Origin of the sequence: Clostridium tagluense (genome assembly GCF_003865095.1) — a bacterium.
In the GTDB taxonomy this organism is placed as follows: Bacteria; Bacillota; Clostridia; order Clostridiales; family Clostridiaceae; genus Clostridium_AD; species Clostridium_AD tagluense.
The window spans coordinates 1-23,668 of the sequence record NZ_BHYK01000006.1 but is presented as its reverse complement, the minus strand read 5'-3'; the positions used below and the strand labels follow the sequence as shown (position 1 = coordinate 23,668).

Sequence of the window (23,668 nt, the reverse complement as noted above, 5' to 3'; positions counted from 1 at the left end):
AAACAGTCATTGTTTGCTTTCGTACATTTTTTCGTTATATAATGTATTACATATTATAAAAATAAAAAAAATAACATAAAATGGTAGAAAAAGTTTAAAAACAGACAATTTTAAACACAATGTTAATAAAAAGTGGGGATAAGCATGCTGAAATGGATTTTAAATAAAGGCTTAAGGTTTCAAATAATACTAATATTATTAATAGTGCTAATGGTTCCGGCAGGGGTATTAACTTGGAGTATTATGTTTCCATCTAAAGCTTCAAAAGTATTTAGGACCATGCAAGAGGATAGGCAAAGCAATTTATTGTTATACATAGATGAAAGTATGAATAAGGAGCAGTTATATAAATTAAATCAAAATAGCGACAATACATCGAAAGAGGGAGAAGAATTAGCTTCAAAGCTTAAATCTTTTTCTAGAACGGTAAGAGAGACAAGCCTAGGAATTTATCTACCAAAATATAAAAAGACATATACATTTGGGAATATACATAACAATGCTATGAAATTACCGGAGGACCAACCGGGAAGTGAATTTTTTCAAAGTTTAGATGAAGTACTAGGAACGAAAAAGGATAAAGTTCAATATATAAACTATAAAAACAGAGAAATTTTAATGTGTTTTCATGCCATAAAATATAATTCTGAAGTTACTGCTGTAACCTGGGCTGCTACAGCTATTCCACCTGAATTTCGTTATGAGAGACCAATACTGGCATACGTGGGCATCTTTGGTCCCATAGGGCTAATAGTAGGATTGATTTTAATGATAATAATAGTAAATAATTCAAATAAAAATATTTATAAAATTGGAAGAGGGTTGGAGCTTATGACAAGTGACCTCTCCTATAGGATTGAACCCATGGATGGAGATATAGGTAAGGTTGCAAAATCCATTAATATTATGGCCAGTTCCCTTGAAAAGAAAGAAGAGTTAGAAGAACAGCTAAAAAGGTCAGAAAAGCTTGCGTCCCTAGGACAAATGATATCAGGAGTAGCACATGAAATAAGGAATCCACTAAGTATAATAAGAGGAACTGTTCAGCTTATGGAAAAGAACTTTAAAAATGTAGAGGGCTTAGAGGAGTATGTAAGAATAGTTAAGGAACAATCAGATAGAGAAAATAACGTTATCCAAGAACTTCTAGATTACGCAAGACCATCAAAACAGGTAATGATGAAACTTAACGTTAATTTTTTGATAAAAGGAGTTTTGTCCTTCACTAATAAATATATTGGAGAAAAGCATGTAAGTCTTAATCTAGAATTAGAAGAACAAATGCCTGAGCTTTTAATGGATTGTGATAAAATCAAACAGGTTTTTGTTAATATGATTTTAAATGCTTGTGAGGCTATGGAAGAGGTGGGGACGCTAGGTATAAAAACTCTAAGTATAAGAACTGAAAAGGATGATAAATGGGTAAGAACCTATTTTGAAGATACAGGAGTAGGTATGGATGAAGTGGAAATCAAAAACATATTTAATCCCTATTATACCACTAAGCCAAGGGGAACAGGACTCGGACTTGCAATAAGTAACGGCATAATTGAAATGCATGGCGGATATATAAAAGTTACCAGTAAAAAAGGAGAAGGGTCAAATTTTGTTGTAGAATTGCCAATTAGTAATAAGGAAGGTGATACTGTTGGGTAAGATTTTGGTAATAGATGATGAAGAATACGTAGGTTGGGTCATTAAAAAAGCCTTTGAACCCACTAATAACCAGGTTTCACTATGTCTTTCTGGGAAAGCGGGACTTTTAGAAATTCAAAGGCAAAGTTATGATTTGATATTTTTAGACTTACGACTTCCAGATACAGATGGAATGGACTTACTATTAAAATTAAAAAAAATACAACAGCACATAGCTGTTATCATTATTACAGCTCACGGAAGCATAGATACAGCCATAGAGTGCATGAAACGAGGAGCTTTTGATTATATTACAAAACCTTTTGATGTGGATGAGCTATTGCTTCAAGCTGAAAAGGCTATGGAAATGGCCAGGCTTAGAGGAGAACTGTTTTATCTGAGAAGTAAAGTTATAAAGGAAATTGATGACGTCAGATTTTTAAGTAAAAATGAAAGAGTAAATTTAGTTTTTAATTCTATTGCTCAGGTGGCAGAAACCTCAGCTACAGTGCTTATAACTGGTGAAAATGGTACTGGGAAAAAATTACTTGCAAAAAGAATACATCATAAAAGTAGCAGAGAAAATTATGCTTTTGTAGTTTATAACTGCAGTAATGAGAATGAAAGATCAATTGAAAGTGAATTGTTTGGAAGCGAGAAAATCAATTCTATGGGAGCTATAGAAAGAACTCTTGGAAAATTTGAGTTGGCAGATAATGGAACAATTTTTCTGGAGGAAGTAGGAGACATGAGCTTAAGTGTTCAAGCAAAGATACTTAGACTAATTGAGGAAAAAGAGTTTCAAAGAGTTGGTAGTAATAGCAATATTAAGATTAATGTTAGAATTATTGCTACTTCAAATAAGAGCTTAACTGAGGCTATTGAAGAAGGAACCTTTAGAAAAGATTTATATTACAGATTAAATGTGTTACCCCTTGAATTACCACCTTTAAGACACCGAAAAGAGGATATTATAGATTTAGTAAATTATTTTATAAAAAAATATGATACGGTGGAAAAAATATCTAAAATAACACCTGAAGCCATTAAGTTTCTTAAAAGTTATCATTGGCCTGGCAACATACGCGAACTTGAAAATGTGGTAGAAAGAATTGTAATCTTAAGTGAGGAAAAAATACTTAGTTTAAACAGTCTTCCTATGGAAATAATTGGTCAAAGAAAAAATATTAAAGATCCAATCATTTATTTTCCAGAGGAAGGTATAAATTTAGAAGCTGTAGAAAAAGAGTTGATTTTAAAAGCTCTGAAATTAAGTGGACAAAATCAGAGCAAGGCAGCTGGGCTTTTAGGGATTACAAGATCTGCATTGATTTATAGGATGCAAAAATATCATATAAATTGATGTTAAATATATAATGAAGATGAATGGAGGGTGAAAAATATTGAAATTTGATTTTAAGGCAAAGTTTAAGGATGGTATTTCAAAATTAACTATTAAAAGGGTAGTTATTGGTGTGGTTGTAGTTGTAGCCTTTGTTGCAATATTTAAAAGTAGTTTTGTGCAGAATAAATTTTTTACTTCAAAGACCCTAGTAGAGCAAAATACCACTATTGCAAAAAAAGGAAATCTGAAGGTACTAGTGTCAGGATCAGGCCCTATTTACTTTACAAACTCAAGCAAAATTTATTCCAAAATTGGTGCCACAGTTACAAAGGTTAATTATAAAGAAGGGGATACAGTAAAAGCTGGGGATATTATATATGAACTAGATGATACTGATGCACAGACTTCAAGTAATACAAAATCCAATAGTTTTAAGCAAAATCAAATATCTGCGGGTTCTAGTGATGATGCAGTAAATAATCTATCCATTAAAGCTCCTTTTACTGGCCTTGTTAGTGATATTGTAGTAAGTCAAGGCGATACAGTTGCAAAGGGTGGTACTGTTTTTACTATAGCTGATACCACAAAGCTTAAAGTATTGTTAACCTATAATTCATCAGCTATTGGTCAAATAAGCCTTGGACAATCTGCTAAGGTGTACTTAACATCATTAATGCAGTCTGTAACTGGAAGTGTCACATACATAAGTAATCAACAAACTGCAACCGCTGTAGGGGGACAGTTATATACAGTGGAAGTTCAAATTAACAATCCAGGTGCTGTTATTTCAGGAATGACTGCAAGTGCTGATATTCAAACTTCAAAGGGGATGGTATCAAGCACTGGCACCGCAGCACTTAATTATATAAAAAAACAGACTGTTGTAAGTTTAACTGGTGGAACGGTGGAAAGTATTTCAGTTAAGCAAAACCAAAAGGTTGATACAGGACAAGTTCTTATAACTATGAAAAATGATGATATTACTAGAGCTAAACAAAACTCAGATTTACAATTAGAAAATGCTAAGAATGAGATGAATTTAAACACAAAACAGCTTGATAATTATAAAATAATCGCTCCTATTAATGGAGTAGTAACAAAAATTAGTAATAAAGTTGGCGATACTATTAAAGCGGGAGATGAGCTTTCAGATGTTTCAAATCCAACAAAAATGGAGTTTGATATACCTGTAGATGAACTAGATATAGCTAAACTTAAAGTTGGTCAGAAGACAAAGATTACTGTAGATGCACTGCCAGCCACTTCAAAAACTCCTGTTACGGGAGAGGTTTCAAAAATTGCGGTAACTGGAACTTCAGAAGGGGGAGTAACCACTTTTATAGTAACTGTTAAAGTTAATGATAACTTAGATAAGCTTAAGGGTGGAATGAATGCCAATGGTGAAATAGAAGTATCTAATAAAGATAATATTTTGTATGTACCTATAGAAGCTATAACTACAATTAGTGGAAAAAGCTTTATATACATTAAAGGAGCTGGGTCTAAATCAGGTGGAAGATCAACTATGGGTGGAGCAGCTAGGCAGGCAGCAACAACGACTACAACTGATAAAGGAAATAGTAAGAGTGAGGCTACGGTAAGTACTAAAATAGCGGGAGGTAGCACCTCAGGTAGTTTTAGTGGTAAATCCAAAGCTAAGACAAATACTGCTGCAAGTAAAAAGCAAAATTATTACGATGGTTCAGCACAAACTGAGGTCCAAGTAGGACTTAATACTGATACCTCTATAGAAATTACAAGTGGGTTAAAGGAGGGAGATGTGATTATTTTGCCAGAAACTAAGGCTGCATCTACAACTAAGAGTACTTCAACTGCATCAGGTGGCATGGGTGGCGGCAGAGCACCTGGGGGTGGATTTTAATGATTCAAATAACTGATATGTCCAAGATTTATACAATGGGAGAAAATAGAGTAACTGCATTAAACAAAATAAACTTGCATATAAGTTTACATGAATTTGTTGCCATAGTTGGACCTTCCGGTTCAGGAAAATCTACTCTTATGAATATGCTGGGATGCTTAGATGTGCCAACCTTTGGAAGTTATAAATTAGATGGTGAAGAAGTGAGTAAGTTAAAGGATGACAGACTAGCAGAAATAAGAAATTTTAAAATTGGTTTTATATTTCAAAAATTTAATTTACTTCCCAAGCTTTCAGCTTTAGAAAATGTTGAGCTTCCACTTATATACCAGGGAGTTCACAATAAGGAGGCTAAAAAAAGAGCAATGGAAGCATTAGCCACAGTTAGTCTAAAAGAAAGAATGCACCATAGGCCTAGTGAACTTTCAGGAGGTCAACAGCAAAGGGTAGCTATTGCTAGGGCATTAGTAACAAAACCACCAGTACTGCTTGCAGACGAGCCTACTGGGGCCCTTGACAGCAAAACAGGAATAGAAGTAATGGGCATTTTGAAAGAGCTTAATTCTAATGGAAATACAATCATTCTAATAACTCATGATAATAATCTTGCTGCAGAGGCAAAGCGCATTATAAGAATTTCAGATGGTGAAATCACTGAGGACAAGGAGATGGTATAGTGAAATTTATTCAAGCTTATAAAATGGCTATAAAGAGTATAGTCTCAAATAAGGTAAGGTCCTTCCTTACAATGCTTGGAGTTATTATTGGTGTAGGGTCAGTAATTATTGCTGTAGGTGTTGCACAGGGAAGTACCGCTAGTATAACAAATTCACTTTCTGGTCTTGGCTCAAATTTAATAAATATAAATATAACGGGAAGGGGTAGTAATAGAAATGTTACTTATGCTGAGCTAAAAAAATTTCAAAGTGACAATAGTGGTATAATTGCGAATATTGCTCCTCAGGCTACTAGTAAATCTACAGTAAAAGTAGAAAATTTAAGCAGAGATACTTCACTCCTAGGTACAAGTCCTGAGTATGCAGACATTAATAGTACTACAGTACAAGAGGGTAGATTTTTGATTCAATTAGATATTGATTATAATCAAAAGATAGCAGTTATTGGAACTGCTGTTGCTAATGATATCTTTAAAGGTCAAAGCCCCATTGGGAAGATTATGAAAATATCGGGACAGCAGTTTAAGGTTGTTGGAGTCCTTACACAAACCGCAGATGGAGTGGATTCCTCCACAGATGATAGAGTAATTATACCAATAAGTGTTGCAACGAAGCTTAGTAAATCAGCTGTTATTAAAAGTTTTTCAGCGCAAGCAACTAGTGCTGATAGTGTAAATAAATCTGTTACAATTTTAACTACATTTTTAACTAAGATTTATAAAAGCGATAGTGCATTTAGGGTTACAAATATGGCAGCGGTTCTATCTTCACTTAATTCAATTACATCAACTCTTACAGTAGTTCTTGCAGGTATAGCAAGTATATCCCTTGTAGTAGGTGGAATAGGAATAATGAATATCATGTTGGTTTCAGTAACGGAAAGAACCAGAGAAATAGGAGTTAGAAAGGCCATTGGAGCAAAAAAAAGAAACATATTAACCCAATTTTTAATTGAGGCCTTAGTGGTTACTGGACTAGGCGGTATTATGGGAATAATTGTGGGTGTGTGTACCATAAAATTTGTTATAGGTGGTCTTAAAATCGTTCCAGAAGTATATTCGATTACTTGGATTTTACTTTCCTTTGGTATTTCACTTTTAATTGGAGTGGTTTTTGGAATGTATCCAGCCAACAAAGCAGCAAATTTAAATCCAATAGATGCATTAGCATATGAGTAGTGGGGTCAGGCCCCTGGGTAAATATGTATAATGGGGGTCAGGCCCCTGGGTAAATATAACAATATATTCTAATAAAAAGGATGGTGTAAAAATGAAATTTAGAAAATCTACATTGAGTATTTTACTAATACTGACACTTTTAATAAGTACAATAAGCTCAAGTTTTGCATTTGCAGCAGATACTCTTGATTACTTAGGAGCAGTTTCAAGAATGAAGCAACTTGGAATAATAGACAGTTCAGTAACTACTGTTACTAAGGTTATGACAAGAGGTGAATTTGTTAAAGCTGTAGTAATAGCGGATAATTTACTAGATGAAGCCTCAGGAATGGAAGGGGCTACTGTATTTCCGGATGTTGTATCCTATAGTGATCTAAGTGGATATATAAGTGTGCTGATAGATAAGCAATTAATCAGCGGTATGGCAGATGGAAAATTTCACCCTGAAGCTTCCATAACTTATTCAGAAATTTGTACTGTGCTTGTAAAGTTATTAGGTTATACAGATAGTGATTTAACAGGAACTTGGCCAGCAAATTATTTAGGTAAGGCCCAAAATTTGAAAATTACGGATAAGTTAGTCTTGAAGAAAAGTGATAAGGTTACGTTTAGGGATGTAGCAGTAATGTTTGATAGGCTTCTTGACACTAAAATAAAAAGTGCTAGTACAACTGGTACTACTGCCACTGAAGTGATTTTTTCTAATTCAGTAAGTTTATATTCAGATTGTATAGTGCAGGATAATTCAAAATCCTATGAGAATTTAGCGGCGGACGAAGTGTTAACAGATAAAGGCGTTTTGTCATTAGCAGACAATACTGCATTACTTCAGGTTGGAGCAACTTATAGGCTTAAAATAGAAGATGGCGAGATTACAAAGGTTTATGGTAAGGTAAGAGAGCCAATAACAGTTACTGTAAAAAGCATGGTGGGTAATATTGTTTATTATGATGAAAGTGGTAAAGAAAAGAGCATGACACTACCATCTAGTATTACTTATTATTATCATGGTGTAAAGAAAGATTATGCAAGCTTAAGTAGTCTTTTATTAGCTAATATGTCAATAGTATTTGATTATAACGATAAAGTGGCATCTAGTTATGCAGTAATAACGGATGCTATATATAGCAAGCCACAATTTGCGTTAGGTTTTGATCCTAAGTTAGATAAACTAGGAGATATAGCCTTTGATTCTAATACTAGGATTATAAAAAACGGTCAGCCAATAACAAAAAATGATATTAAAGATAGGGATGTACTCTACAGTATTACTGATATAAATAGTAACAATAGATATATACTTGTTGTTGAAAATTATATAGAGGGTAATATTACAGCATTACTTGCTGATGCTTATAGTTCAAATGGTATTCAAATAGATACAGTGAGCTACAACTACAGCGATGATATGGATATTTCTAAGCTTTCATCTTTTTCTAAAGGCGACTTAGTATCTATAATACTAGGGCATGACGGCAAGGTAGTAGATATAAGAAGTATAGAAGAGAAAACTGGTAGTATTGCAGAATATATAATACTAGGAAATTCTAAGACTTCAGACAATCTAGCAGATAATGAAATTCTTACTAATAAAGGAATACTAACCTGCAAGACTGATGTTGCTCCTCTTGAAGTTGGTGGAAAGTATCAATTGTATATTAATAATAATGTGATTACTGAAATTGATAAAAAAGAAAATTCAGTAGAAAATTATTCTGTAACCAGTGTAGCAGGTTCAATAATAGCTTATAATGATGAGAATAATATAGCTAAAACTATGACACTGCCAAAAGCTAATTTATATTATTATCATGGAATATCTGTAGATTATGAAGTTGCAGCCAAAGCTGTAAGAGCTTATTCTTCAATTGTTTTAACAAAGAAGAGTGATAATTCAGGCTATGACTATGTAGTTATTGTTGATGCTAATTTTGGTATGCCACAGGTTTATAAAGTTGATAATACTAAACTTCTAGATCAGCTTAAGAATACAAGATATTCTTATATTTACAGAGGCGCTAATATACAAGAATCACAGTTAAACGCTTATGATGTAGTTTATTTTGTATCAGATATTTGGAATAAGAACACCTTCATTTATGTAAATGATAAGGTTGTACTTGGAACAATTACAGCCTTCACACCAGATATAATTAATCCAACAGGATTAACAATTAATAGCGTAAACTATACCTTTAGTAAATATTTCAATAAAGCTAAACTTAATAATTATGATGGTAGTATTGGAAACTTTATAACCAATGTTAATGTTAAAGATTTTAAAACCTTAGTTTTGGGTGTTGATGGTAAGATAGTTGACATTTTTAAGAGGGGTCAGGCCCCTGGGAAAATATGGGACATTAGTTAGTTCATTAAGAGGGGTCAGGCCCCTGGGTAAATATGAGACCGATGGTTAAACGTGGAATAAAAGGACAACCCTAGTGCATTAATTGTACTAGGGTTGTTTTTTTAAAATAAATTAAGCAATTATGTTGTGTTCTATAATAGGGAAATTGACTAATAATGGATACGATGATACAATAAAATAAGCCGAATATATTTGGTTTATTTACTATAAAATAACGGGGGAGTTGCGTAAGTATGAAAAGATCAAGAAATTATCTATGTTCCACAATAATAATCATATCAACATTTATGACTATAAATGTATTTGCACAAGGAGTAAATGTAAATAATAATACTAGTATTACAACGGATAAAGTTACATTAAATAATAAAATTGTTGTTAAAGATGTGGATGGTGATATAGACATACAATTAAATAAATCAAAACAAGGAGGGTATAAATTCATTCAGTTACAAAAGCATAATGATAAATGGGGAATATCAATTAAAAAAGAAAACAATTCAAATAATGGTAACCATTTGAGCCTTGATCTTAATTTTGGCTTTACTACTGAAGATAGGTCTAATATAATTGATCCAGTATATAATCAAAATACCTATGCAGATACTGATACTGATGGTGATGGGTTAACCGACTATCAAGAAATTCACAAATATTTCTCTAATCCTTATAATAGAGATACTGATGGTGATGGAATACCAGATGGTGACCTAAATGAAAGAACCGAAAATACCTATGTAATTAAGACTACAATGAGAATAAATAAACCTTATAATATTAATGTAATGAAAAATGATAATTATCAAGATGTTACATTAAAAGGAGAAAATTCAGAGTATGGTATATTTGATGTAGTGCTATATCCATATAATACAAATAATGTAGATTCAAATTATAACTGGAAAGACTATGCTAAAAGTTCAGAACTTCAACAATATTTAAAACCTACAATAACTGCCAATTGGGATAATCAATTAAGGTCAACTATAATTTCGGATTTAAAATATCAGGGTATTGATATAGAAAATTCTATGTATAATGGCGTTAAAGTTGCAGACACTCAAATTGTAGAAAAAGTAACAAATTACATTTTTAATAATACACAAAGCTTAAAAGAATCTACTAATATTTATACATCTTTCTCCAATGGAATACCTACAATAGCACCAGAATTGCAATCAGCATTTCAAAGAGATAAGGGCAATCAATCATGGTCTACACAGGAACAATTTAATCATGAATTGTATGGTAAGCAGATGTACATGAATAAGCAACATGGTTCAGATACATCATCAGCAATATTGATGGAAACTGTATTTAGAGCTATAGGTATTCCTTGTAGGATAATTCAAACAGTACCTATTATTGACTGTAATGACCCGGTTCAACAAGCTTTATTAAATAATATTAATGATGCAGATATTCGTGGTAAGGTAAGACAAGGTACAGCTGGAATGGTGGGATTTTCTTCTCCTACTTATAATGAAATTTATGTAGGCAACAGATGGGTTAGACTAAACTATGATAAAGTAAATCAGAATATTTTTGATGAAAAAAATTCTGATTCTATGATACACTTTAATACAATCAATGATTTATCTGATACTGATTTAACTGTATGGGGAAGAAGATATGCGTTGCAGTTAAGGGATACATTTAAATATGATAATCCTTACGAAACAACAAATATTACTTCTGTAAATGGTATTCACTCTAAACTAAATATAAGGTAGTAATAGGGTATGTATTTGTACCTTAACGTTAGTTACCTAGCAAATATAAAAATAAATGCTGTAGATAAATTATCTACAGCATCAACTTTTTGAACTAATTTTAAATGCTATTTACCTGTTAATCCACTTTCATGGAACTCTTTTACAAAGCCTTCAGTTGCTTTATTTATTTTTTCTTTTAAGAAAACACCAAGAAATAAAGCAACAACAAAATATATAGCCAGTATTAGCATATCTTTAATTAACACGCCCGGTATAATTCCCGCTGTTGCTTCCCTCATTCCGCCTATGGCATAAGTAAATGGCATCATTGGATTTATATATTGAAAGAAGGAACCCAATAACTCTACTGGAAATGTTCCTCCAGATCCAGAAACTTGTAATACCATTGCTACCATGGTGAGAGCTTTACCACCATTGCCAAAAACAGATACCAATGTATAGATTATGGTAATAAATACAACACTTACATAGATCCCAATTAGCACAAGTGGAATAGGGGATACCGTGTAAGTCTTAAGAACAAATAAGTTACCAGCTATAGTTACTAAAGCTTGCATAATTGCAACACTTAAAAATATAAAATATCTTCCAAAAAATTTTTCATTTGTATTCATAGGTGTACCATCATCAAAGTCTTTAACATGAACTGACAATAATGAAACCAGTATATATGCACCTACCCAAATAGCAAGTATGGTATAAAATGGGGTCATAGCTGAACCATAATTAGGTATTGGATAGACCCTACTTTCTACTAGCTCTATAGGATTTGCTAAGAAGTCACTTTTCTTTTTACCATCCTCTTTTAACATCTTGATAAGTTCATTAAGTTTTTCATCATCAGTAAGGTTTCTTAATTTTTCAGCATTTGAATGCATATCTTCTTGAATCTTAGGAAACTTATCCTTTATTTGCTTTAAATCGTCTACGCTTGAGTCAATTTGAGTATTGGCTTGATCAAGTATGCTATTAAACAAGGGCATATTACCTTGTATATTTTGTAACATATCCGCTACAGTATTTGATAGCCCACTTGCATTGTTCATTACATTATCAATTATTGGGTTAGTATCTCTGTTGAAACTATCAATTGTATTATTCATTAACCCTGAAGTTTTATTGGCGCCTTTTATTGCAGCGTCTATATTACTAGTTAAAACCTCATTACCAGTCTCTAGGGTGCTAATCATAGAATTAACATGGCTTTGCTGGTTTAGCATTTCAGTTTTAACGTTTGAAAGATTATTATTGAAAGTTCCAATAAGAGTACTGTTTAAGGAATTATTTATTGATTTATTAAAACTTAAAACATTGTCGATTTTCTGTATTCCATCCCTATATTTGTCTCGGGTCTTGATTAAAGTGGCTTTAAGTAAAGCCTTATTTGATGGCTGAGAGTCTTGAAATTGAATTAAAGAGGATTCAGCAAGATCTGCTGTATTCTTTATAAGAGCAAGGTCAGCCTTTACAATTGGAGAGACAGTTTTAAGTGAATCTTTTGCCTTTCCCATGTTTTCATTGCTTTTTTTAGTAATGTCTAAAGTATGGTCTACGGCGTCAGATATAACAGGAATATCACCTTGAACATTTTTCATGAATTTTTGAAACATTAAGGAGCCTTCATAAACATTATCTATGGATTTTCCAATTTCAGGCATCTTATCATCTACGCTAAGCATTCTATCAATAAGACTTTCCAGTTCTGGTTTGTTCTTCTCAAGCTTACCTCCAACTTGGTTAAGGTAAGAAAAAATTGCGCTACTAGCTGTTTCAATAAAGCTTCTTGAGATTTGCTCTTGTAGAGAAGTTGCACCCTTTCCAGTAATTTTTGGAGCTATAGCATTTAATTTTTCATTAACACTATAAATTAGTTGTGGTTTCGTTGGGGCATTATAAGTTCCAATAGAAAGAAGATCTTTTGAAAAATCCTTAGGAATAGTTAAACTGGCATAATATTTACCGTATTTTACACCCTCCTTAGCATCGCTCTCATTTACAAATTTCCAACCAATAGAGTCATTTGTTTTTAATTTTTTTACTAAATCACGTCCAATATTAACTTTAACATCTTTTAACTGCGAACCATTATCCAAATTAACAACTGCAACTGAAAGTCCTTTAGTCTTTGAATATGGATCCCAACCTGCTTGAATATTAAACCATGCATAAAGTGCTGGTAAGCAAGATACTCCAACTATTATAATTAGTGTTATATAGTTGGAAAATATATTTTTTATATCTCTTTTATAAATTTTGAAAACAATTTTCATATCTATTTTATAAGTTTTTAAAATATTTTTTATACATATTTTAGAACTTTTAAAAATATTCTTCATAAACCTCCACAACCTTACTTATATATTTTAAAATTAACAGTACTGCTTTTTAAGATTTTCGATAACTAATTTTATTTAGTTTAATAGTGTGTATATAAATTAAGCCCTAGGAATCCGTCGCAGGGCAAAGTATCAAATATAGATACTATTTACTCGGCGAGGCCACTTTCATCAAACTGCCTTGCGGAGTGTGAAGTTATTTTAGTCATTCTTTCTTGTAATAAAAGCCCTAAAAGTAAAGAAACAACAAAATATTTGCCCAGTGTTACCACATTATTCATTAACACTTCTGGTATAATTCCTGCGATGGCTTCCCTCATTCCGCCTATAGCATAAGTAAAGGGCAGCATAGGGTGTATATATTGGGAGAACGTGCCTAATAATTCTACTGGAAATGTTCCTCCTGAGGCAGAAATTTGTAGTACCATCACTACAACAATCAAAGCTTTACCTATATTGCCAAAAATACATACGGTTGCGTACATAAGAGTGATAAATACAATACTTACATACACCCCAAACAGCGTAAGTATAATAGGTGAGACGGCATAGGTCTTCAGTAAAAACAAGTTACCACCTATAGTTACTAAAGCTTGCACAATTCCAATACTTAAAAGGGTAAAATATCTTCCCAAAAATTTTTCCCTTGTATTTATAGGTATGCCACCCTCAAATTCTTTAACCTCAACTGATAAGAATGAAAACATTATAAGTGCGCCTACCCAAATAGCAAGCGTAGTATAAAATGCGGACATAGCTGAACCATAATTAGGTATTGGATAGATGCTATTTTGTTTTAAATTTATGGGGCTTGATAAAAAGTCACTTTCCTTTTTACCATCCTTTTTTAACATCAGGATAATGTCATTAAGTTTTTCATCACTAGTAAGGCTTTTTAATTTTTCCGCATTTAAATGCATATTTTCTTGAGTTTTGGGGAAATTATCCTTTATTTTCTTTAAACTATTTACTTTTGAGTCAACTTTATTAACAGTTTCTCCAAGTAGTTTATTAACCGTGGGCATATTGTCTTGTACGTCCTGTAACATGTCTACTGCATTATTTGATAACTTAGTTATGTTTTTCAGTGCATCATCAATCTTTGGGTCGATTGTGGTGTCAAACTTATCCGTCAAATTATTCATTAACTTTGAAGTTTTATTCGCACCGCGCATTGCAGCACTTATATCACTAGTTAAAACCGAATTTCCACGATCAAGAGTACTAATCATAGAATTAATATCGTTTTGTTGATTTGCCATTTCATTTCTAACGCTTGAAAGATTACCAATTAAAGTATCAATAACAGCACTGTTTAAAAAATTGTTCATTGATTTATTTAAACTTGAAACATTGTCAATTGTTTGCATTCCATCCCTATACTGGTCCCGAACTTTAATTAAAACATCTTTCATTAAAGCATCATTTGATGGCTGTAAGTCTTGAACTTTAGTTAAAGAAGATTCAGCATTATCTGTTATATCCTTTATAAGGGAAAGATCTTCCTTTACAATTGGAGATACAGCTTTCAGGGAATCTCTTGATTTTTCTATATAGCTATTACTTGTCTTAGTAATGTCCAAAATATTGTCTAATTCATCAGATATAGTAGGAACATCGCCCTGAACCTTATGCATATATGTTTGAAACATTACAGATTGTCCATAAATATTATCTAAGGACTTTTTAATTTTAGGCATTTTATCATCTAAGCTAACCATTATATCAATAACACTTTGTACTTGTGGTTTATTTTTTTCTAGCTCAACTCCAACTTGGGTAAGAAAAGAAAAAATTTTTCCACTAGCTGTTTCAATAAAAGTTTTCGTAATTTCTTCCTGCAGAGAAGTTGCACCTTTTCCAGTGATTTTTGGAGATATAGCATTCCTTTTTTCATTAACAGTATAAATTAGTTTTGCTTTCGTTGGATTACTGCTAGTTGCAACAGAAAGAAGATCCTTTGAAAAATCCTTAGGAACAGTTAAACTGGCATAGTATTTACCGTATTTTATACCTTTTTGCGCCTCGCTTTCACTTACAAAAGTCCAACCAATAGATTGATTAGTTTTTAAAGTTTTCATCACATCATTTCCAATATTTACCTTAACATTTCTTAATTCTGAACCACTATCTAGATTAACAACTGCAACTGAAAGTCCCTTAGTATTTAAATATGGGTCCCATCCAGCTTGAATATTAATCCAAGCATAAAGTGCTGGTAATAAAAGTAGTAATAATATCATGGACAATGTTGCACGGCTTGTTAATATATTTTTCATATCTCTTTTATAAATTTTAAAAACACTTTTAACACTTATTTTATAACCTTTTAAAATATTAGTCCTACGCAGCCTACAACTTTTCAAAACACTTTTCCTACGCAGTTTGCAATTTTTCGAAACATTTTTTATATGCAGTTTGCAACTTTTTAAAACATTTTTTATATGTGTTTTACCACTTATAAAAACATTTTTTATATATATTTTAGAGCTTGTCAAAACATTTTTTATATATGTTTTATAATTTCTCCAAATATTCTTCATAAACATTCACAACCTTACCTATGTATTTTTTACAGACTCTGTTATACCTCAATCCTAAATTCTACATTCTAATAGCCCATTAATAAATCTATGCAGTTTTATTAGGAATTAGGCATACTACTTGTACATCTCATAATTAACAGCAACACCTCTCAACATTTTTACAACTAATTACAATTCTATTAGAAGCTTTGATTATTAATATATCTTAGCACCTTTATACGCAAATGTATATCTTAGAAAGTCAAAGAATACACAGAAAAAAAAGGAAGAGAGAGTATTTGACAGGGTAATCTTTCTTCATTTTCTATTATATTCATAAAGGACCTTGACATGTAAAAAATTCAAATATATAATATATTACGTATACGAAATATTTTCATACGTAATACTTATAAAAAAGGCATTTAGTCAAAAATATATTTAAGGTGGGAAAGAAATATGGAAGAGTTAAATAAAGATAACCAGTTAAAAGATAACGTTGAAGTGGCAAGACTATTTCTCCAGGTCCTTGGACTATTTAAACATAAAGTAATTAAAATATTTGAAGATACAGGTGTTACTGGGCTTCAAGCTATGACTATGGGTATCATTCATAAAGAAAAAAGAATGAAAATGACAGAACTTAGCAGAAAGCTTACATTATCTAATAGTACGGTATCTGGTATTGTGGACAGGCTTGAAAAGCAAGGTATAGTGGAAAGAGAAAGAAGTTGTGAGGACAGAAGAGTTGTGTATGTAAAAATATCTCCTAAATTTAATGAAACTCATGAAGATATTCATAAATTAATTCAAGAAAATACTGTAAACATAATGAAAAAGGGAACCCCAGAAGAGATTAATGGAATAGTTGATAGTTTGACCACTCTTAAAAGGCTTTTGGGAGAACAAGATAAATGATTAAAGTTAGTTTTTTGATCGGAGATGATTAATTCGTGATTAAATTGTACAGGTTTTTAGATAAATTCAGGATGCAAATAACAGCAATAGTTATACTTATTTTCCTTCAAGTGATTGCAAACCTTTATTTACCTACTTTGAGTTCAGATATTATTGATAAGGGAATTGCTAATAATGATTTGAATTACATTTTTAAAATTGGTGGCCTTATGATTCTTGTTTCAGCAGGTGGAGTTATATGTTCAGTGGTAGCTGGATTCTTATCCTCAAGAACTGCAGTAGAGCTAGGAATGATCATCCGTAGTAAAATTTTTGCGAAAGTTGAAGGTTTCTCATTACATGAATTTGATAAAATAGGTACGGCCACATTAATAACAAGAACAACAAATGACGTTACTCAAATTCAGCAAGTAACTGTAATGATGTTTTCTATAATGTTATTCGCACCACTTACAGGCATAGGTGGAATTATTATGGCATTAAGAGAAGACAAGCCTCTAACTTGGATTTTTGCAGTTGTAATTCCCTTACTTACTATTATTATTGGAATGGTTCTTCAAAAGGGAATTCCACTGTTTAAATTAATGCAGGTAAAATTAGATAAACTAAATCTTGTTTTACGTGAAGGTCTTACAGGCATCAGGGTAATACGTGCTTTTAACCGTATAGAAAATGAAAAAGAAAGATTTGATGCAGCTAATTTAGGTCTTATGAATAACTCAATAAAAGTAAATAAAATAATGGCAGTGCTTATGCCAATTATGATGTTAATTATGAACCTTACAACCGTTGCAATTTTTTGGTTTGGAAGCATGCGAATAGATGCTGGTAGCATGCAGGTTGGATCACTTATGGCATTTATTCAATATGGGATGCAAATTTTATTTTCTTTCTTAATGATTGCCATGATGTTTATAATGATACCCAGGGCTCAAGCTTCTGCTGAACGGATAAATGAAGTACTGGAGATGGAACCTGAAATAGTAGATTTAGAAAAGACTAGTTTGGCAAACAAGAAAAGCGGATATGTTGAGTTTAAGGAAGTAACCTTTAGCTATCCAGGTGCAGAACAACCTGCAATTAGTAATATAACCTTTAGTGCCGGGCCTGGTGAAGTAACAGCCATTATAGGCGGTACTGGTTCAGGTAAATCAACTTTAATAAATTTGATACCTAGGTTTTATGATGCTACTTCTGGCTGCGTTTTGGTTAATGGTGTAGATGTACGGGAAATCAGCCAGGAAGACTTAAGGGTAAAAATAGGGTTTGTTCCTCAAAAGAATGTTCTCTTTTCTGGTACTATTGCTGATAATATTAAATATGGTAACAATAATGCTACTTTTGCCGAAATTAAGCATGCAGCACAGGTAGCTCAAGCCACAGATTTTATAAATGGAATGGATATGGGATTTGATCATTTCATTGCACAAGGGGGAACTAATGTTTCAGGTGGGCAAAAACAGCGTCTTTCTATCGCTCGTGCTTTAGTTAGAAAACCTGAAATATATATATTTGATGATAGCTTTTCAGCACTTGATTTTAAGACAGATGCAAGACTTCGCGCGGCGCTAAAAGATGAAACCGCTGCAGCTACTGTTCTTATTATAGCTCAAAGGGTTGCAACAGTTATGGATGCAGATAGAATAATTGTCTTAGACGATGGTAAAATTGCGGGAATGGGAATTCATAAAGAGCTTTTAACCAGTTGCAAAGTATATCATGAGATTGTATCCTCACAGCTTTCAGAGGAGGAATTAGCATGAGTGAAAATACAAAAAAAGATAATCAACGTGGAGGTGATGGTGGAGGCTTTGGAGGGAATTTGGGAAAACCTGTACAGAAAGCAAAGGATTTTAAGGGCACCTTAATGAGACTACTTGCTTATTTAAGGCCAGAGAAATTTAAATTTATTTTAGTATTTATATTTGCAATTCTTAGCACGGTTTTTAGTATAGTGGGTCCGAAGATTTTAGGAAAAGCAACAACTAAATTGTTTGAAGGTATAATGGCTAAGACGCAACTGAGAGCATTAATACCACAAGAGGCCATGCTTACTCCTTTGGCTACAAATCCATATACTGCAACAGGTACAGTTGTAGGAAGCCTGGCCAAAGTTAAGGCTGCCATCTCTCAAATAATAAATTTTAATGGCGGTAACATAGATTATCCATACATAGAACGTATAATTTTACTATTAATAATATTATATTTGATTAGTGCGCTTTTTAGTTACATTCAACAGTTTATTATGGCTGGAGTTGCTCAGAAAACTGTTTATGGTTTACGTACAGAGGTGGAAGATAAATTATCTAGATTGCCACTTAAATTTTTTGATTCAAGAACTCATGGTGAGATACTAAGTCGTGTTACAAATGATGTAGATAATATTGCCACTACCTTGCAACAAAGTCTTACACAACTTATTACTTCCATAGCTACAATTATTGGGGTTGTAGTTATGATGTTATCAATAAGCCCATTATTAACACTGGTAGTTATCTTAACCCTACCAATGTATGTAATAGTAACAACCTTTATTGCAAAAAAATCACAAAGATATTTTGCAGCTCAACAGAAAGAAATTGGAGCGCTTAATGGACATGTTGAAGAAATGTATACAGGGCATAAAATCGTTAAAGCTTTTGGACATGAGCAGGATTCCATAGAAGAGTTTAATGCAATTAATAGAAGATTATATAATTCAGGTTGGAAGGCTCAGTTCATATCGGGTATGATAATGCCACTAATGAGGTTTATAAGTAATTTAGGTTACGTTATAGTATCCATGGTAGGTGGGATTCTTGCCGCTAAAGGAAAAATTAGTATAGGTGATATTCAAGCATTTATTCAATATTCAAGTCAGTTTACTCAACCAATAGTTCAAACTGCAAATATTGCAAATGTAATTCAATCAACGGTAGCCTCTGCTGAACGTGTTTTTGAACTTTTAGACGAGGTGGAAGAAGTAGCAGACGCGCCTAATGCTAAAGTGTTGCAGTCACCTAGAGGTGAAGTAAAGTTTGAGAATGTAGATTTCAGCTATAAAGCAGGAGAACCACTTATAAGTAATATGAATATTGATGTTAAACAAGGTCACACCATAGCCATTGTTGGACCAACTGGTGCCGGTAAATCTACTCTTGTTAACCTATTGATGCGTTTTTATGAAATAGACGCTGGAACAATTTCCATTGATGGAGTAAACATTAATGATATAAAACGTGGGGAGCTTAGAAATATGTTTGGTATGGTACTTCAGGATACATGGCTATTTAATGGAACAATAATGGAAAATATAGCTTACGGTAAAGAGGGAGTATCAGAGGAAGATGTTATGCAAGCGGCAAGAGCTGCTCATGCTCATCACTTTATTAAGACCCTTCCAGATGGTTATGACACGCTTTTAAATGAGGAAGCATCTAACATATCTCAGGGGCAGAAGCAACTTTTAACAATTGCTCGTGCAATAATTGCAAATCCAGCAATAATGATACTTGATGAAGCCACAAGTAGCGTTGACTCAAGAACAGAAGTTTATATACAAAAGGCAATGGCCGAGCTTATGCAAAATAGAACAAGTTTTGTTATTGCACATAGACTTTCTACAATTAGAGATGCAGAGTTAATACTAGTTATGGATAAGGGAAGTATTATTGAAATGGGTAGTCACTACGAACTCCTTTCACAAAAAGGTTTTTATGCAGATCTTTATAACAGTCAATTCACTGGTGCAAATTTAGATAATTAAAAATTAAAGGTAGGTGTACAAAATGAAGGGTAAATTTAAATTATTGTTAACAAGTATTTTAGTCTTAGTCCTATTGATAGGAGGGGCTACGGTGGTATATTACTGGTATGAGGATACCCATTATGTGTCAACGGATAACGCGGTACTATCCGCTGATTTTATAAAAGTAACACCATTTGCTTCTGGAAAGCTTTTGGAGTTCAATGTAAAAGAAGGGGATTCTGTAGTTAAGGATCAGCTTATTGGACGCTTAGACGCGGGGCCTTCTGGTGGTGCAGCATCAAATATAAGAGCACCAATTAGCGGGACAATTGTTCAAAATAATACACACATTGGAGAATACATATCTAGCTTGCAGGTACCAACACTTGCTCTTATAATGAATCCTCAGCAGATTTATGTCACTGCTAATATCGATGAAACAGAATTGAATAAAATAAAGGTAGGTCAACCAGTTAACATAACTATAGATCAATTTAAGGGTAAAAAGTTTACTGGTAAAGTAAAATCAATGGGACAGGCCTCGGCTGATGCTTTTTCTTTTCTTCCAGCTCAAACTAGTGGTACTTTTACAAAGGTTGAAAAAAGAGTACAAGTAAAAATTGAGTTTGATAGTGTTGATACTAAATTATTACCAGGCACAAATGCTATTGTGAAAATACAAACAAAGAAATAGTGCATGTGCTGATTTAATAAATATGAATGGAAGGTGACTAATATTGAAACTAGAGTTAAATGAGAAACCTAATAAGGTGCCTAAAAAAAGTCTTTTTAAAATAGTGGGTCTAGTGGTAATAGTGATTATTGTTGTTACTGGGGTAATATTGAATAATACAGTGATGAGTAACAAAGTAGCTGGTTCAAAAATTGATGTTAATAAGAAAATTGCAACCGTGAAAAAAGGTAATATAGACATTGTGGTTCAAGGAGCAGGGCCTATATATTTTACTAAAAGTAATAAACTATATTCAAGAGTTACGGCTACCATAAAAAAGGTTAACTTTAAAACTGGGGATAAGGTGAAATCTGGAGATGTAATATATGAACTCGATGATAAAGACGCTCAGACTGCTTTAAATGTTTCGAAACAAGGACTTCAGCAAAATAAGGTGACTGTAGATGCATCTAATGAAGCTGTTGGTAATTTATCAATTAGTGCTCCATTTACAGGACAAGTAAGCAATATAGCTGTAAATGTAGGTGATACTGTTCAACCAGGAGGGACACTTCTTACAATTACAGATACTTCAAAACTTAAAGTATTACTTACCTTTAATGCTGCAGACGTAGGGCAGATAGCAGTGGGACAAGTAGCTAATGTAAATGTAGCTTCATTAATGCAACCCGTTAATGGGACTGTAACCTACATAAGTAACCAACCCTCAGCAACAATTTCTGGTGGTCAGTTATATACAGTAGAAATACAATTTAATAACCCAGGTGCTCTACTAGGGGGTATGATTGCTAGTGGAGAGGTTAAAACCGCTAAGGGTAACGTAGCTAGCACAAATACTGCTAGTCTAAATTATTTAAAAAAGCAAGCAGTTATCAGCAAGACAGGAGGAACGGTTCAAAGTATTGCAGTTAAAGAAAGTCAAAAGGTTAGTTCCGGAAATATGCTTATTCAAATGGAAAACAATACAGTTATAAGAGCTCAAGAAGCGGCAAATATAGGAACTGTAACTTCTCAAAATCAAATAAGTTTAACTGGTTCACAGCTTGAATATTTTAAAATAGTATCTCCTATTAGCGGAGTACTATCAACTGTTAATTTTCAAGTTGGAGATATTGTAAATCCTAGCATACAAGTTTCAGAGGTCTTAGATACAACTCAAATGAAATTTGATGTACCTGTGGACGAAATTGATATAGCTAAGATAGTGCCTGGTCAGAAGGTAAATATTAGGGTGAGTTTTCTTCCTAGTACTTTAGTCACTCCAGTTATAGGTAAGATTGAATCCATTGCGGTTAAAGGCGTAGCTGTAAGCGGAGTAACATCATATCCAGTAACAATTAAGGTTTTGGGTGGAGCTAATATACTTAAGGGTGGAATGAGTGCAAATGCTGAAATTCAAGTAACTAATAAACAAAATGTGTTATACCTTCCCATAGAAGCCATAACAAAGGCTGAGGGTGTCAATTATGTATTTGTGAGTGGAGACAAAGAAGGTGGACAGCGCAAAGCAGTAGAACTGGGCGAGAATAATGTTAAATATGTAGAAATTAAGAGTGGATTAAACGAAGGCGACAAGGTTATTTATTAGGAGGGGCCTGACCCCTGGAAAACCTGTTAGGGGTCAGACCCTTGGGTAAATATGAGAACGTTAGAAAAATATGGGTTAAGAGGTCAGACTCCAGGACAGAATCTAATTTATATATTAATAAAAAGGAAGGTGTAAAAATGAAAATCAGAAAATCTACATTGAGTATTTTTTTAATACTAACCATATTAATAAGTACAATAAGCTCAAGTTTTGCCTTTGCGGCAGATACTATTGACTACGCAGCAGCAGTTTCAAGGATGAAGCAACTTGGAATAATGGAAAGTTCAGTAACTAATGTTACTAAGGATATGACAAGAGGTCAATTTGCTAAAGCTGTAGTAATAGCGGATAATTTACTAGATGAAGCCGCTGGTATGGAGGGTTCCACTGTGTTTGCTGATATTGCATCTTATAGTGATCTAAGCGGTTATGTAAATATATTGCTAAATAAACAACTAATCAGCGGGATGGCAGATGGAAAATTTCACCCTGAAGCTTCCATAACTTATTCAGAAATTTGTACTGTGCTTGTAAAATTATTAGGGTATGCAGACAGTGATTTAACAGGAACTTGGCCATTAAATTATTTGGGTAAGGCGCAAAATTTAAAAATCACAGATAAATTAGTCTTTAAAAAAAGTGATAAGGCGACGATAAGGGCCGCAGCGGTAATGTTTGATAGACTTCTTGACACTAACGTAAAGAGTGCTACAGCTACTGCTACCTCTGGAGTAATCTTTTCTGATTCAGTAAATTTATATTCGGATTGCATTATACAAGACAATTCGGAATCCTATGACAATCTAGCAAAAGATGAAGTGTTAACAAATAAAGGGGTTCTCTCTGTGGGAGATAATAAAGCATTACTTCAGGTGGGAGCAACCTATAGACTTAAAATAGAAGATGCAGAAATTACAAAGGTTTATGGTAAGGTAAGACAACCAGTGACCGTAACTGTAAACAGCATAGTTGGTAATATTGTTTATTATGAGGAAAGTGGCAAAGAAAAAAGTATGACGCTACCCTCTAGTATTACTTACTATTATCATGGTGTAA

Annotated in this window: 15 protein-coding genes; 13 read left to right on the top strand and 2 right to left on the bottom strand. The window is 33.0% G+C overall.

From position 1 onward, the window contains the following. The first annotated feature begins 144 nt into the window (after nucleotides 1-144). The 7 genes from Ctaglu_RS06770 to Ctaglu_RS06740 all read left to right on the top strand — a co-directional run bounded on the left by Ctaglu_RS06770 (nucleotide 145) and on the right by Ctaglu_RS06740 (nucleotide 10,818). Complete coding sequence (locus Ctaglu_RS06770; protein ID WP_124999382.1) at nucleotides 145-1,656, top strand: sensor histidine kinase; 1,512 nt, start codon at nucleotides 145-147, stop codon at nucleotides 1,654-1,656. Beyond that, on the top strand, nucleotides 1,640-2,998 hold the full coding sequence (locus Ctaglu_RS06765; protein WP_233439704.1) for a sigma-54-dependent transcriptional regulator: 1,359 nt from the start codon (nucleotides 1,640-1,642) through the stop codon (nucleotides 2,996-2,998). The genes Ctaglu_RS06770 and Ctaglu_RS06765 overlap by 17 nt, the downstream gene beginning before the upstream one ends. Before the next feature lie 40 nt (nucleotides 2,999-3,038). Next, nucleotides 3,039-4,862: an efflux RND transporter periplasmic adaptor subunit gene (locus Ctaglu_RS06760; RefSeq protein WP_185732611.1), complete on the top strand. Its 1,824-nt coding sequence runs from the start codon at nucleotides 3,039-3,041 to the stop codon at nucleotides 4,860-4,862. Further along, entirely contained in the window at nucleotides 4,862-5,539 is a 678-nt protein-coding gene (locus Ctaglu_RS06755; protein ID WP_124999378.1) for an ABC transporter ATP-binding protein, read from the top strand. The genes Ctaglu_RS06760 and Ctaglu_RS06755 overlap by 1 nt, the downstream gene beginning before the upstream one ends. After that, nucleotides 5,539-6,717 (top strand): ABC transporter permease, encoded by a 1,179-nt coding sequence (locus Ctaglu_RS06750; RefSeq protein WP_124999376.1) that lies wholly within the window; start codon nucleotides 5,539-5,541, stop codon nucleotides 6,715-6,717. The genes Ctaglu_RS06755 and Ctaglu_RS06750 overlap by 1 nt, the downstream gene beginning before the upstream one ends. A gap of 91 nt (nucleotides 6,718-6,808) precedes the next feature. Continuing rightward, nucleotides 6,809-9,085, top strand: a complete 2,277-nt coding sequence (locus tag Ctaglu_RS06745) for an S-layer homology domain-containing protein (protein WP_124999374.1) — start codon at nucleotides 6,809-6,811, stop codon at nucleotides 9,083-9,085. Nucleotides 9,086-9,318: 233 nt separating this feature from the next. Further along, nucleotides 9,319-10,818 (top strand): hypothetical protein, encoded by a 1,500-nt coding sequence (locus Ctaglu_RS06740; protein WP_124999372.1) that lies wholly within the window; start codon nucleotides 9,319-9,321, stop codon nucleotides 10,816-10,818. A 107-nt stretch (nucleotides 10,819-10,925) separates the two neighbouring features. Here Ctaglu_RS06740 and Ctaglu_RS06735 read toward each other — a convergent pair whose 3' ends face one another. Beyond that, nucleotides 10,926-13,157 (bottom strand): YhgE/Pip domain-containing protein, encoded by a 2,232-nt coding sequence (locus tag Ctaglu_RS06735; RefSeq protein ID WP_124999370.1) that lies wholly within the window; start codon nucleotides 13,155-13,157, stop codon nucleotides 10,926-10,928. 149 nt (nucleotides 13,158-13,306) lie between these two features. Next, nucleotides 13,307-15,436, bottom strand: coding sequence for a YhgE/Pip domain-containing protein (locus Ctaglu_RS06730; RefSeq protein ID WP_185732610.1), 2,130 nt, complete (start codon nucleotides 15,434-15,436; stop codon nucleotides 13,307-13,309). Between the two features lie 705 nt (nucleotides 15,437-16,141). On the opposite strand from Ctaglu_RS06730, the gene Ctaglu_RS06725 reads away from it, so the two are divergent. The 6 genes from Ctaglu_RS06725 to Ctaglu_RS06700 form a co-directional block, all read left to right on the top strand. Continuing rightward, nucleotides 16,142-16,600: a MarR family winged helix-turn-helix transcriptional regulator gene (locus Ctaglu_RS06725; RefSeq protein WP_124999366.1), complete on the top strand. Its 459-nt coding sequence runs from the start codon at nucleotides 16,142-16,144 to the stop codon at nucleotides 16,598-16,600. Nucleotides 16,601-16,635: 35 nt separating this feature from the next. After that, a complete protein-coding gene (locus Ctaglu_RS06720) occupies nucleotides 16,636-18,363 on the top strand; it encodes an ABC transporter ATP-binding protein (RefSeq protein ID WP_124999364.1) in 1,728 nt (575 codons plus the stop codon). Then, nucleotides 18,360-20,348 carry an ABC transporter ATP-binding protein gene (locus Ctaglu_RS06715; RefSeq protein WP_124999362.1) on the top strand — a complete coding sequence of 663 codons (1,989 nt, stop codon included), beginning with the start codon at nucleotides 18,360-18,362 and terminating at the stop codon, nucleotides 20,346-20,348. The genes Ctaglu_RS06720 and Ctaglu_RS06715 overlap by 4 nt, the downstream gene beginning before the upstream one ends. A 91-nt stretch (nucleotides 20,349-20,439) precedes the next feature. Continuing rightward, nucleotides 20,440-21,024: an HlyD family secretion protein gene (locus Ctaglu_RS06710; protein ID WP_307720470.1), complete on the top strand. Its 585-nt coding sequence runs from the start codon at nucleotides 20,440-20,442 to the stop codon at nucleotides 21,022-21,024. A gap of 43 nt (nucleotides 21,025-21,067) precedes the next feature. Continuing rightward, entirely contained in the window at nucleotides 21,068-22,612 is a 1,545-nt protein-coding gene (locus Ctaglu_RS06705) for an efflux RND transporter periplasmic adaptor subunit (protein ID WP_124999357.1), read from the top strand. A gap of 137 nt (nucleotides 22,613-22,749) precedes the next feature. After that, nucleotides 22,750-23,668: S-layer homology domain-containing protein (locus Ctaglu_RS06700; protein ID WP_148097584.1), on the top strand; the 919-nt coding region annotated here is incomplete at its 3' end.